Origin of the sequence: Streptomyces actuosus, from assembly GCF_016921115.1 — a bacterium.
Classification (GTDB): domain Bacteria; phylum Actinomycetota; class Actinomycetes; order Streptomycetales; family Streptomycetaceae; genus Streptomyces; species Streptomyces actuosus_A.
The window spans coordinates 1-13,104 of the sequence record NZ_JAFFZS010000019.1; the positions used below are offsets into that span (position 1 = coordinate 1).

At 70.6% G+C, this 13,104-nt stretch carries 7 protein-coding genes; 4 read left to right on the plus strand and 3 right to left on the minus strand.

What is annotated here, in order from left to right:
- Positions 1–593 precede the first annotated feature (593 nt).
- The gene (locus tag JS756_RS22420; RefSeq protein WP_240204187.1) at positions 594–1,364 is read left to right on the plus strand and encodes a hypothetical protein; all 771 of its coding nucleotides are present in this window, start codon (positions 594–596) and stop codon (positions 1,362–1,364) included.
- A 241-nt stretch (positions 1,365–1,605) separates the two neighbouring features.
- Here the strand turns inward: JS756_RS22420 and JS756_RS22425 are convergent, their stop codons facing one another.
- The gene (locus JS756_RS22425; protein ID WP_205384964.1) at positions 1,606–3,135 is read right to left on the minus strand and encodes a helix-turn-helix domain-containing protein; all 1,530 of its coding nucleotides are present in this window, start codon (positions 3,133–3,135) and stop codon (positions 1,606–1,608) included.
- Positions 3,136–3,921: 786 nt separating this feature from the next.
- Here JS756_RS22425 and acnA point away from each other — a divergent pair.
- The 3 genes from acnA to JS756_RS22440 all read left to right on the plus strand — a co-directional run bounded on the left by acnA (position 3,922) and on the right by JS756_RS22440 (position 7,965).
- Positions 3,922–6,639 carry an aconitate hydratase AcnA gene (gene acnA, locus JS756_RS22430; protein WP_307790897.1) on the plus strand — a complete coding sequence of 906 codons (2,718 nt, stop codon included), beginning with the start codon at positions 3,922–3,924 and terminating at the stop codon, positions 6,637–6,639.
- An 81-nt stretch (positions 6,640–6,720) separates the two neighbouring features.
- Positions 6,721–7,506 carry a DUF3710 domain-containing protein gene (locus tag JS756_RS38085; RefSeq protein WP_205384966.1) on the plus strand — a complete coding sequence of 262 codons (786 nt, stop codon included), beginning with the start codon at positions 6,721–6,723 and terminating at the stop codon, positions 7,504–7,506.
- Positions 7,507–7,509: 3 nt separating this feature from the next.
- Positions 7,510–7,965, plus strand: coding sequence for a hypothetical protein (locus JS756_RS22440; RefSeq protein ID WP_205384967.1), 456 nt, complete (start codon positions 7,510–7,512; stop codon positions 7,963–7,965).
- A gap of 394 nt (positions 7,966–8,359) precedes the next feature.
- Here the strand turns inward: JS756_RS22440 and JS756_RS22445 are convergent, their stop codons facing one another.
- Both JS756_RS22445 and JS756_RS22450 read right to left on the minus strand, forming a co-directional pair.
- Positions 8,360–8,884 carry a hypothetical protein gene (locus JS756_RS22445; protein ID WP_205384968.1) on the minus strand — a complete coding sequence of 175 codons (525 nt, stop codon included), beginning with the start codon at positions 8,882–8,884 and terminating at the stop codon, positions 8,360–8,362.
- Positions 8,885–8,998: 114 nt separating this feature from the next.
- On the minus strand, positions 8,999–12,745 hold the full coding sequence (locus JS756_RS22450) for a GH92 family glycosyl hydrolase (RefSeq protein WP_205385059.1): 3,747 nt from the start codon (positions 12,743–12,745) through the stop codon (positions 8,999–9,001).
- Between the last annotated feature and the right edge of the window lie 359 nt (positions 12,746–13,104).

Below are 13,104 nucleotides of genomic sequence, written 5' to 3' on the forward strand. Positions count from 1 at the left end.
TCGTGGTCGTCGCCGTGAGCGTCCTGGCGCTCGGAATGGCGGTGATCTGGCGGAGAGCTGAGCGTGCAAGGCGCCGGCTTGACTGATCTGATCGCTCAACCGGTCCACAACTATTGACAATTACTCCTACCAGGCCGGCACGTTCGTCGGCCGTTTGGCGGACTCGCCCTGCTGGCAGGCGACTTCCGGCTCATCCGCCCCGTGACCGCCCTGCTGTTCCCGACTCTGACGGTCATTCAGCCGCCTCTGCCGACCGACCGGAGAGGCACCGCGCCGGCGGGTTCCGGCGGCGGCGTGCCCAGGGACCGGCGCACGGTCGTCGCCGACCGCCCGTTCCTCCTCTCGCCGGCCGCGCCGGCCGCGTCGGGTTGCCGACGCGCTCGGGCCGCCCGGCCACGCGCCCGGAATCGGGGTTCACCGCGGTGGCCTCGTGACCCGGCGAGCGGCACGGAGGGGTGGACGGGACGTTCGTCGGTGGACCCGGGCTGGACGGCCCACGGGGCGGCCGTCCGGCCGGCGCCAGAATGGGACGTGTGCACGAACAGCGGCCCCGCGAGGGTGACCGGAGCCGATCCGGCGGCAGGGTGAGGATCATGAAGCGTAGGCGCAGGCATGCGGCACTTCTCGCGTCCCTCGCCGTGGCGGGCGCGGTGGGCCTCGGCGCGTGCGGGGCGAGCGGCGGCACCCCCTCGGTGCCGACCGTGACCGCACCCGGCCATCCCTCCGGTGACCTGGCGAGCGGTGGGCCCACGCCGGCGGGGCCGACCAGCGGATGGGGACCGGGCATGTGGGACGACGACACGGGCTCCGGCATGATGGGCGGCGACGGCGGCTCCTGGGCGCCCGGCATGATGGGCTCCGGCATGACGGGCAACTGGTGGCTCCCGGGCGACGGCCGACCGGTGCGGACCCTGGACCGGGCCCGCGACCGGGCCACCGCGTTCGCCGACCGGCTCGACCTGCGGGTCGGGGAGGTCATGCAGTTCACCCGCAACTTCTACGCCCAGCTGGAGACCGGCGCCGGCCGTCAGGCCACCGAGGTGCTGATCGATCCGGCCGACGGCGCCGTGCAGATCGAGTACGGGCCGGCGATGATGTGGAACACCGACTACGGCATGCACGGCGGCAGCCGGAGCCGCACCAGCGTGTCGGCCTCCCAGGCACGCGACATCGCCCAGCGGTGGCTCCGTGCCCGCGGCACCACGCTCACCGCGGGTGACCCGGAGGCCTTCCCGGGCTACTACACGCTGCACACCCTGCAGTCCGGGAAGATCACCGGAATGCTCTCGGTGAACGCCGCCACCGGCCAGATCTGGTACCACAGCTGGCACGGCGAGTTCGTCGGGATGAACGGCCACGCATAGCCGACCGGGGACTGCGGAGAGCCCGTCCGGCCGAACCCTGGCCGGGGCCGAGCGCGGCTGCCGGTCCCCGGATCGGCGCCGCCGGGTGTCCGCGGCGGGTGGATGACCCCACCTGGACGAGGGGAAACAGCCCTCTTACGTGCGACGTCCACCCCCCCCCGTGACGTCACAGCCGTGCCGCCGCACCCCGCAGGCCCGTTCTCGTGGAGGCGGTCCGGCGGGGTGCGGCGGCACGGGCGATTCAGATGTCCCGGAAGATCTCGATCTGCGCCCCGATCGTGTTCAGGCGCTCGGCGAGGTCCTCGTACCCGCGGTTGATGACGTACACGTTGCGCAGGACGGACGTGCCCTCGGCGGCCATCATCGCCAACAGGACGACCACCGCGGGACGCAGGGCCGGCGGGCACATCATCTCGGCGGCGCGCCAGCGGGTGGGCCCCTCGACCAGGACGCGGTGCGGGTCGAGCAGTTGCAGGCGCCCGCCCAGCCGGTTCAGGTCGGTGAGGTAGATGGCCCGGTTGTCGTAGACCCAGTCGTGGATGAGGGTCTTGCCCTGGGCGACGGCGGCGATCGCAGCGAAGAAGGGCACGTTGTCGATGTTCAGGCCCGGGAACGGCATCGGGTGGATCTTGTCGATCGGTGCCTCCAGCTTGGAGGGCCGGACGGTGAGGTCCACCAGGCGGGTGCGGCCGTTGTCGGCGACGTACTCGGGGGAGCGGTCCTGGTCGAGGCCCATCTCCTCCAGGACGGCCAGCTCGATCTCCAGGAACTCGATCGGCACCCGGCGCACCGTCAGCTCCGACTCCGTGACGACTGCGGCGGCCAGCAGGCTCATCGCCTCGACCGGGTCCTCGGAGGGGGAGTAGTCGACGTCGACGTCGATGTGCGGCACGCCGTGCACGGTGAGCGTGGTGGTGCCGATGCCCTCGACCCGGACGCCCAGCGCCTCCAGGAAGAAGCACAGGTCCTGGACCATGTAGTTGGAGGAGGCGTTGCGGATGACGGTGGCGCCGTCGTGCCGGGCGGCGGCCAGCAGCGCGTTCTCGGTCACGGTGTCGCCGCGCTCGGTCAGGACGATCGGCCGCTCCGGTCGTACGGAACGGTCGACCTGAGCGTGGTACTGACCCTCCGTCGCCGCGATGTCCAGCCCGAACCGGCGCAGCGCGATCATGTGCGGTTCGATGGTGCGGGTGCCGAGGTCGCAGCCGCCGGCGTACGGCAGCTTGAAGCGGTCCATGCGGTGCAGCAGCGGGCCGAAGAACATGATGATGGAGCGGGTGCGGACGGCGGCGTCGGCGTCGATCGCACCCATGTCCAGCTCGGCCGGCGGCACGATCTCCAGGTCGACGCCGTCGTTGATCCAGCGGGTGCGCACGCCGATGGAGTTGAGGACCTCCAGCAGGCGGTAGACCTCCTCGATGCGGGCCACCCGGCGCAACACCGTGCGGCCCTTGTTGAGCAGTGAGGCGCACAGCAGCGCCACGCAGGCGTTCTTGCTCGTCTTGACGTCGATGGCGCCGGACAGGCGCCGCCCGCCGACGACCCGCAGGTGCATCGGGCCCGCGTAGCCCAGGGACACGATCTCGCTGTCCAGGGCTTCACCGATGCGAGCGATCATCTCAAGGCTGATGTTCTGGTTGCCCCGCTCGATGCGGTTCACGGCGCTCTGGCTGGTTCCGAGCGCCTCGGCAAGCTGCGTCTGCGTCCAGCCACGGTGTTGCCGGGCATCGCGGATGAGCTTGCCGATGCGTACGAGGTAGTCGTCTGCCATGAGGCTGAGGTTATCTCAGATATGAGATGGCGCTCGCCGAGGGGGCCATTCAGGTGACGGGCGGTCAGCGCGCCCTGGGTGGGCGTCGTTCGGAGGCGCCCGAGGGTGAGCCAAGAATGATGTCACCTGCTATGCCAGATATATGCATGCATGATGCGCAATGTCTGATGCAGGCCATGCGTGGCCATCGGGGGAGGTTCTCTGGAGGGCCTGATTCGGGGTCCCGACGGGGCGGGATGGCCGGGGCGCCCGTGTGCGCCCGCGCTTCAGCGTGTCGGAGTCGGGCCCCCGCGCGGCCTCGGGTTCGGGGGTGTGCGGGGCTCAGGGGTTCGGCCCGGGCTTGGCGCCGGCTTCGGTTCCTGGGGGCCGGCTCGACCCCTGGGGGCTGGTTCGGGTAGCCGGGTCGGGGTCGATCGCCAGGGCCGGGTTCGGGGGGCCGGGTGGGGGGGCCTGGAGCCGGTGCCCGAGGGGGTCGCAGGCGCGGGAGGGGGCGCGCGGTCGGTGCCCTGGAGCCTCGCATGTGGCCGCACGGGCGTCGCCCGTGGGCCGCCCTCCCGGTGGGCGCCGTTCGGTCTCGCGGCGGCATGGTGGCCGCCACGGCGGTCCGGGCATGACCATCTCGCCCCCATGTACTAGAGTTATCTCGACATCGAGATATCTGCTGAGGCGCACCGCGGCCGCCAACTCAGTAAGGGTTACCTAACTTAGCCTGACCTTATCGGATCGGCCGAGTCGGTGTGGCGGCAGGATTGCGGTGGTACGCGCACATCAATGAAGGAGACTGTCGTGTCGGCGAACAGCTTCGACGCCCGCAGCACGCTGCAGGTGGGCGACGAGTCGTACGAGATCTTCCGCCTGGACAAGGTCGAGGGCTCCGCCCGGCTCCCCTACAGCCTGAAGGTCCTGCTGGAGAACCTGCTCCGCACCGAGGACGGCGCGAACATCACCGCCGACCACATCCGTGCGCTCGGCACCTGGGACTCCCAGGCACAACCGTCGCAGGAGATCCAGTTCACGCCGGCCCGTGTGATCATGCAGGACTTCACCGGCGTGCCCTGCGTCGTGGACCTCGCCACCATGCGCGAGGCCGTCAAGGAGCTCGGCGGCGACGCGTCCAAGATCAACCCGCTGGCCCCGGCCGAGCTGGTCATCGACCACTCCGTCATCGCGGACAAGTTCGGCACGAACGAGGCCTTCAAGCAGAACGTCGAGCTGGAGTACGGCCGCAACAAGGAGCGCTACCAGTTCCTGCGCTGGGGCCAGACCGCCTTCGACGAGTTCAAGGTGGTCCCGCCCGGCACCGGCATCGTCCACCAGGTGAACATCGAGCACCTGGCCCGCACCGTGATGGTCCGCGGCGGCCAGGCCTACCCCGACACCCTCGTCGGCACCGACTCGCACACCACCATGGTCAACGGCCTCGGCGTCCTCGGCTGGGGCGTCGGCGGCATCGAGGCCGAGGCCGCCATGCTCGGCCAGCCGGTCTCCATGCTGATCCCGCGCGTCGTCGGCTTCAAGCTGACGGGCGAGCTCCAGCCCGGCACCACCGCCACCGACCTCGTGCTCACCATCACGGAGATGCTCCGCAAGCACGGTGTCGTCGGCAAGTTCGTCGAGTTCTACGGCGAGGGCGTGGCCGCCACGTCGCTCGCCAACCGCGCCACCATCGGCAACATGTCGCCGGAGTTCGGTTCCACCGCCGCGATCTTCCCGATCGACGACGAGACCCTGAACTACCTGCGCCTGACCGGCCGCTCCGCGCAGCAGGTCGCCCTCGTCGAGGCCTACGCCAAGGAGCAGGGCCTCTGGCTGGACCCGAAGGCCGAGCCGGACTTCTCCGAGAAGCTGGAGCTGGACCTGTCGACGGTCGTGCCGTCGATCGCCGGCCCGAAGCGCCCGCAGGACCGCATCGTCCTCGCGAACGCCGCCGAGCAGTTCAAGCTGGACGTCCGCAACTACGTCGACGACGTCGACGAGGCGGGCAAGGAGTCCTTCCCGGCCTCCGACGCCCCGGCCGTCCACCCCAACGGCTTCCCGTCCAACCCGGTCCCGGTGACCGCCCCCGACGGCACGACCTACGAGCTGGACCACGGTGCGGTGACGGTCGCGGCCATCACCTCCTGCACCAACACCTCCAACCCGTACGTCATGGTCGCCGCCGCCCTCGTGGCGAAGAAGGCGGTCGAGAAGGGCCTGACCCGCAAGCCGTGGGTCAAGACCACCCTCGCTCCGGGCTCCAAGGTCGTCACCGACTACTTCGACAAGGCGGGCCTGACCCCGTACCTGGACAAGGTCGGCTTCAACCTGGTCGGCTACGGCTGCACCACCTGCATCGGCAACTCCGGCCCGCTGCCGGAGGAGGTCTCCAAGGCCGTCAACGACCACGACCTGGCCGTCACGTCGGTCCTCTCCGGCAACCGCAACTTCGAGGGCCGGATCAACCCCGACGTCAAGATGAACTACCTGGCGTCCCCGCCGCTCGTCGTCGCCTACGCCCTCGCCGGCTCCATGAAGGTGAACATCACCGAGGACGCCCTGGGCATCGACCAGGACGGCAACCCTGTCCACCTGAAGGACATCTGGCCGACCGAGGCCGAGGTCAACGACGTCGTCGCCAACGCCATCGGCGAGGACATGTTCTCCAAGTCCTACCAGGACGTCTTCGCCGGCGACGCCCAGTGGCAGTCGCTGCCCGTCCCCACCGGCGACACCTTCGAGTGGGACGCGGAGTCGACGTACGTCCGCAAGCCCCCGTACTTCGAGGGCATGGCGATGGACCCGGAGCCGGTCTCCGACATCTCCGGCGCCCGCGTGCTGGCCAAGCTGGGCGACTCGGTCACCACCGACCACATCTCCCCGGCCGGTGCGATCAAGGCCGACACCCCGGCCGGCCAGTACCTCACGGAGCACGGCGTGGAGCGCCGCGACTTCAACAGCTACGGCTCCCGCCGCGGCAACCACGAGGTCATGATCCGCGGTACGTTCGCCAACATCCGCCTGCGCAACCAGATCGCGCCGGGCACCGAGGGCGGCTACACGCGTGACTTCACGCAGGAGGGGGCCCCGGTCTCCTTCATCTACGACGCCTCGCAGAACTACCAGGCCGCCGGCATCCCGCTGGTCGTCCTGGCCGGCAAGGAGTACGGCTCCGGCTCGTCCCGCGACTGGGCGGCCAAGGGCACCGCGCTCCTGGGCGTCAGGGCCGTGATCGCCGAGTCCTACGAGCGCATCCACCGCTCGAACCTCATCGGCATGGGCGTCCTGCCACTGCAGTTCCCGGAGGGCGCCTCCGCCGCGTCCCTCGGCCTGACCGGTGAGGAGTCCTTCTCCATCGCCGGCGTCACCGAGCTCAACGAGGGCAGCACGCCGCGCACGGTGAAGGTCACCACCGACACGGGCGTCGAGTTCGACGCGGTCGTCCGCATCGACACCCCCGGTGAGGCGGACTACTACCGCAACGGCGGCATCATGCAGTACGTGCTGCGGAGCCTGATCCGCAAGTAGCCGGTACGCCGCATCCCGGCGGCAGCACACGGCGCGCCGAGGGCCGCACCCCCCGAGGACGGGAGGGTACGGCCCTCGTGCGTGCGCCCGCGGGACGCCCCGCGCGTTCCGCGCCTGCCGGCCGTCGGCCGCCGCCGGAACCTCGTCCCGCGCCGGGAACCTCTACAGGGCCGACTCCGCGTCCGGCTCGTTGCGGTTGCCCGGAACAGGGCGGACGGTGACGCCTCGTCGCAGGGCGAAGGCTTCGCCTCCGCCCTCACTGCGCACCTGGAAGGCGCCTTCCCGCAGTTGCAGGTCTTCAGTGCGCCTAAGGACGGGAGGTGGGACCGGGCCCGAGGTGCGCTGATGGCGAAGATCGCATCCCGGGGCGGTGAGGTCCGTGAGATCACGGGGCAGTTGGGGACGGAGATCCGCGGTGCGGTGCCCGGGGGCGAGTCCGGCGGGGAGCCGGTCGCGGTCCGTTTCGTCGGCTGCGCCGGCCCCGGGTGGATGCTTCGAGGCGTGATGACCGGACCCGGTGCGGACTCCGGCCTCACCCAGGAGCACATGAGGCGGGCCTTCTTGAGGCCTGTGGCCGACATCCGCGACGCAACGCCCCTGCCCACCGGGCTCATCAGGTCGAGATGGCCCCATCGGGCGGGTGGAACGACACCGACACGCCGTTGTGCGACCGAGCTTGACTCCTCCGGGGACCTTGGATCGGTCGGCGCAGGCTTCCGAGGGTCCGCCACGACTTCGATCGGGTGGGCAGCGTCGGGCCGAGTGGCTCGGGAACCACGACCACCTTCGTCATCCCCGGAACGACGAACCCGACCGGTGATATGCGCAGTCGTGGCAGTCCGCAGACATGGGACGGACGGTGGGTGACCTGTGAGTGAGCTGGTGGAGTTCCAGATGCACGACGGCCGCGGCGGAACGGTGGGCCTTGCCGACCTGCTCACCCTGGTCCCGGGCAACGACTGGGTGTGGAGCATCCTCGATTTCGACGGTATCGGCAACGTTCCCACCGGCCTCGGGTTCGAGGAGTTCAGGGCCGAGGTGCGTGCCTCGCCGCAGGGCTACGTCATGTCGTGGGGGCAGTTGCGGCAATTCGCCGTCGGTGTCCGGCAGTGCTTCGATCTGCTCCTCGTGGCGGCTGAGGACCGCAGTCGTCTTGCGCCGGAGAGATGGGCCGTGGACGACGACTTCGCAGAGTGCCTCGTGGTCTTCGAGGCGGTGGACAGCGGCTCATGGGAGGTGATCGTGGAGGCCGGTGTCGAGGAGGCCTTCGGCCTCGCGGCAGAGCTCCGGGCGCGCTACGTGGCGGGGTCGTGGGGGAGCGCGTGAGCGCTGCGCGTCATGCCGGCGTTCTGCTGCCGTGTGCTGCCCCGGATCGTCCGAGGGGGCCGCGTTCACATCGGCGGAAAACGAAACCCCGCCGGGTGCGCCGGGGCTTCCCGTGGAGGGCGGCGCGGGTCGGCCCCTGGACAGCGGGCCTCTCCCCGGTCGTCCCCTGCCTGCTGCCGCACGACCCGGCGACATCCTCCCCGCGGACGGGCACCCCGCCGACGGGGCGGCACACCCACTCTCACCGAGGTGTGCCGCCACCTGCGGAGCCGTTTACAGACCGGTTGCGGAGCGCTACGGTCCCCAACCGAGACGGGAGCGCTCCCAACCAGCGGACCGGAACCCGCCCCGGGGCCGCTCCCGCCTCACACCGGTCCCGGCCCGGCCGGTGCCGTCAGGCGACGGCCGCGCCGGTGCCGCGGGCGGCGCCGATGAGGTCGGTGAGACCGGAGTCGTCGTGGACCGAGATGTCCACGAAGGCGCCCTCCGGGATGTCGAAGTCCTTCACCAGCAGGTCCACGACGTCCGAGGTGCCCGGCGGCTTGAAGGTGCCGAGGTTGTGGTAGGTGCCGCCGGAGGAGTAGCCGACCCTGACGTAGAACGTGTCGCCGTCGTTGCGGGTGTCGTAGATCCAGAGCTTCTCGCCGTACGGATGGAACTCCACCTTCCCGACGAACGCGCCGCCGGAGTACATCTCCATCTTCACGGCGAGGCCGCCGGCGTCGTGCGCGAAGTACGTGTTGTCGAACGGGTCGGTCAGGTCGCCGCCGCTGCACGGGCAGCCGTCGGTGTCGTAGTAGTAGCTGTGGAACGCCGGGTTCGGACTGTAGGCCTGGGCCGGTGCGCTCGCGCCGATCAGGAGCGCCGCTGTTCCGGCCGTCGCCGTGAGCAGTCCCGTGAGCCGTCTGCTGATGCCCATCCGTGCCTCGTCCCCCTCACGTCGGCGGGCCGCCCGGCGTTCACCGGGCGGCGCGGCCATTGTGGGGCATGGGACGTCCTCGGGGTACCCGGCGTTCGGGTGCGGGCGTCGGGATCAGGCCAGCAACTCCACCTCCGCCAGCGTCGATCGGGCGTCCAGTACCAGCCGGTAGTGGCGCAGGGCGCGCGGCCGGGGGACCGAGAAGGCCCGGGTCTGCCGGTCCCAGCGGAAGGACTCGCCCGAGCGGCGGTCCAGGTCGCGCCAGCGCGTGCCGTCCTTCGAGCCCTGGAGCACCCAGCCGGTGGGCGCCTGTGCGCGGTCCGCGGAGGTCAGGGTGTACTGCACCGCTCTCGCGTCGGCGGTGACCGGCAGGTCCACCGCGGTCACCGCGGCCTCGGTCGCCGAGGTGTCGTCGAACAGCGGTCCGTCGGCCTTCAGCACGTCGGCCCTGGGTTCCGGCACCCGGTCGTCCCGGGTGATCGACACCGGTCCCGCGTTCTTCCCGGTGCCCCAGGCCGACGGCCGCGGGCCCATGTCGAACTCCAGGACCCCGCCCTCGGCGATCAGCCGGTGGGGGAGCGCCGTCGACGTCCAGGTGCGGCCGTCGACCTTCACTCCCTGCACGTACACGTTGCGTGCGCTGTTCCGGGGCGCCTTGACCACCAGGTCGCGGCCGTTCTCCAGGTGCACGGTGGCCTGCCGGAACAGCGGGGAGCCGATCGCGTACTCGCCGCTGCCCATCACCAGGGGGTAGAAGCCGAGCGCGGAGAACAGGAACCACGCCGACTGCTCGCCGTTGTCCTCGTCGCCGTGGTAGCCCTGCCCGATCTCGCTGCCGACGTACAGCCGCGACAGCACCTCGCGCACCTTCGCCTGCGTCTTCCACGGCTGGCCGGCCGCGTCGTACATGTAGGCCACGTGGTGCGCCACCTGGTTGGAGTGCCCGTACATGCCCATGCGGACGTCCCGCGCCTCGGTCATCTCGTGGATCACGCCGCCGTAGGAGCCGACGAGGTCCGGGGAGGCCGTCTCCGGGGTGGCGAAGTACGCGTCGAGCTTCTGCCCGAGCCCGGCCCGGCCGCCGTAGAGGTTGGCCAGTCCGCGGGAGTCCTGCGGGGCGGTGAAGGCGTACCCCCAGCCGTTGGTCTCGGTGTAGTCGTAGCCCCACACGCGCGGGTCGTACTGCGCGGAGTCCACCCGCCATGCGCCCGCGCGGTCGCGGCCCTGGAAGAACCCGGCCCGCGGATCGAAGAGTTCGACGTAGTCGCGGGCGCGGTTCAGGAAGTACGCGGCCTCCTCCCCGTAGCGCTTCTCACCCGTCTCCCGGTGGAGCTTCTGCGCCATGCGCGCGATGCCGTAGTCGTTGAGGTGTCCCTCCAGCGCCCACGACAGGCCCTCGTGGGTGTCCGTGCTCGTGTAGCCGAGGAAGGGCGAGGTGGCCATGCCCTTGCGGCCCACGCCCGGGGACGGCGGGACGACGGTGGCGTTCTTCACCGCCGCGTCGTACGCCGCCTTCGCGTCGAAGTCGACGCCCTTGACGTAGGCGTCGGCGAACGCCACGTCGGACGAGGTGCCCGTCATCAGGTCCGCGTAGCCGGGGGAGGACCAGCGCGAGGTCCAGCCGCCGTCCTTGTACTGCTGCACGAAACCGTCCACCAGCTGCCCGGCCTGAGTGGGCGTCAGGAACGAGTACGCCGGCCAGGTCGTCCGGTACGTGTCCCAGAAGCCGTTGTTGACGTACACCTTCCCGTCGACGATCTTCGCGCCGGTGCGGGTCGGGGTGTCCGGACCGGTCATCGGGGAGAAGGGCGAGGCGTACCGGTGTCTCCCGCCCACCTTCTCGAAACCGGAGTTGGGGTACAGGTAGAGCCGGTACATGCTGGAGTACAGCGTGGTGAGCTGCTCCGGCGTCGCGCCCTCGACCTCGACCCGGCCGAGCAGGGCGTCCCACTGCCGCCGGGCGCGGTTCTTCACGGCGTCGAAGCCCGTGCCGTCGGGGATCTCCTGGCGCAGGTTGTCCCTGGCCTGGTCGATGCCGATGAGCGAGGTGGCCAGGCGCAGCGTGACGGTGCGTCCGGAGCCCGCGTCGAACCGCAGGAACCCGCGCACGCCGCTCGCGGAACCGTCGGTCACGGGACGGTCGAAGACGCCGTAGACGAACAGCCGTGTCGCTCCCGTCGACAGGCCGGACTTCACGTCGGAGTAGCCGGTGACGATCCCGTGCTCCCGGTCGAGCGTCAGCCCCGCCTCCTCGGTGACGTTGTCGAAGACCACGCTCGCGTCGTCGCCGGGGTAGGTGAAGCGGAGCATCGCCGCGTGGTCGGTCGGTGTCATCTCGGCCCGCAGGCCGTTGTCGAAGCGGACCCCGTAGTAGTAGGGCCGGGCGGTCTCGTTCTCGTGCCGGAACGGCAGCGCGCGCTCCGTGCGGCCGGTGTCCGGGGAGCCGGTCGCGACCGACGGCATCACCTGGAAGGTCTGCCGGTCGCCCATCCAGGGGCTGGGCTCGTGACTTGCGCTGAAGGCCTGGATCGTGGGCAGGTTGTCCGCGTTGTTCCGGCGGGCGTAGTCGTAGAGCCAGCTGAGCGAGGAGGCGTTGGTCACCGGCGTCCAGAAGTTGAAGCCGTGCGGGACCGCCGTCGCCGGGAAGGTGTTCCCGCGGGAGAAGCCGCCGCTGGAGTTGGTACCGCGGGTGGTGACCGCGTAGTCCGACAGGTGCGCCCTGGGCCGTTCCCGCGGGACCGAGCGGATGCTCACGTCGTCCAGCCAGCCGCGGAACTTCGCCGGGCCCGCCGGGGAGTCGTACGCCACCAGGATCCGGTCGACGGTCTTCCCGGCCGCGACCGAGCCGATCGGGGCGTTCACGTCGTTCCACTGGTTGACGTAGAGCACCTTGGCCGCGCCCTGCCCCCGCGGGGTCAGCGGGAAGCCGTGCTGGTCGGTGGCGCCGAGGTCGCTGAGATAGGTGCCGTCGGTGAAGGCGAGGTCCACCGAGACGTTCGTGGCGTCGTAGTCGCGGGCGCCGTCCGTCATCGACGGGAAGATCCGGTACGCCAGGCGGGTGTCGCGGCCGACCCGGACGTCGACGTCGAAGACCTTGTTGTACGAGTACGCCCGCCCGTCGGCCGTGTGCCGGCCGGCGTAGCGCAGGGCCCGCTTCCCGGTGAAGCCGGCGCCCGCCTTGGCCGTGGGGGACCCGGCGGGGCCGCGGTCCACGAACGACAGCATGTCCGGCGGAACGGGGCCGCCGGCGGTGCCGGTGGACAACTGCAGGTCGGCGAGTTGCAGGATGCCGGCGGCGCCGTTGTTGCGGGTGATGTCGAGGCGGAAGTGCCGGTAGTCGCCGACGGCGGCCGCGGGGAGGTCGTAGGTCTTCGTCTGGAACCGCTCGGCGAAGGTCTCGCCGGACCGGGTGTCCAGGGTCTTCCAGTCCGACCCGTCCATGGAACCCTTCAGTGTCCAGTCCTGCGGGTCGCGTTCCGCGTGGTCGTTGGCCGAAGTGAGGGCATATGTCACTATCTTCTGCGGTTTGTCCAGGTCCAACTCCGCCCAGCCGGTGGGCTCGAACGTGAGCCACTTCGTGCCCGGCTCGCCGTCGACCAGGTTCTCCTTCACCTCGCCGGCGCCGGTGTTCTCGCCGCTCGCCCGTACGGCGGTGACGTGGTCGTTCACGTTGCCCGGAATGCCGGTGCTGTCACCGCCGTCCACGCCGGAGGCGCGCTTGCCGCCGTCGGCCGCCGTGTCGACCGTGCTGAGCCAGTCCGGGGCGGGGTCACCCGCCTCGAAGGACGAGGCGAACGACCGGGCGGCGGCCGGGGCGCGGTCGGGCAGGGCCACCGCCGTCCCCTGAGCGCCCACCGCCATGACGAAGGCGGCCGTCAAGGCGACCGCCGGTCCGTGTCCGTGCCGAGTTCCGAGCATCGTCAGGCACCCTCCCGCGCCGCTGGACAACGTTGTCAGGATCGCTGCGCAGGAACCAGTAGTGGGTCAAGTGCCCAGTGGTGTCAAGGGTGTTCGCTGCGCCATTCGGGGGCTGTGTCGCGAACTTTTCCGTCACGCGGTGCACAGGGTGCTCATATGTCCGCCAGGTCTCAACTCGGAAAAGACCGGCGGCCAACCTTGCATTCGATCTTGCTCCGCTGGCGGGAAGTGGACTATACCTGTCGGCGATTCGCACGATCCGCACTTCCTGCACGACCTTGCTTGCACCACCCTGCTTGACC

Bases quoted from the DNA above. Each gene is read 5' to 3' on its own strand.
- JS756_RS22420 (WP_240204187.1), top strand. From the start codon at position 594: ATGAAGCGTAGGCGCAGGCATGCGGCACTTCTCGCGTCCCTCGCCGTG.
- JS756_RS22425 (WP_205384964.1), bottom strand. From the start codon at position 3,135: ATGGCAGACGACTACCTCGTACGCATCGGCAAGCTCATCCGCGATGCC.
- JS756_RS22445 (WP_205384968.1), bottom strand. From the start codon at position 8,884: ATGGGCATCAGCAGACGGCTCACGGGACTGCTCACGGCGACGGCCGGA.
- JS756_RS22450 (WP_205385059.1), bottom strand. From the start codon at position 12,745: ATGGCGGTGGGCGCTCAGGGGACGGCGGTGGCCCTGCCCGACCGCGCC.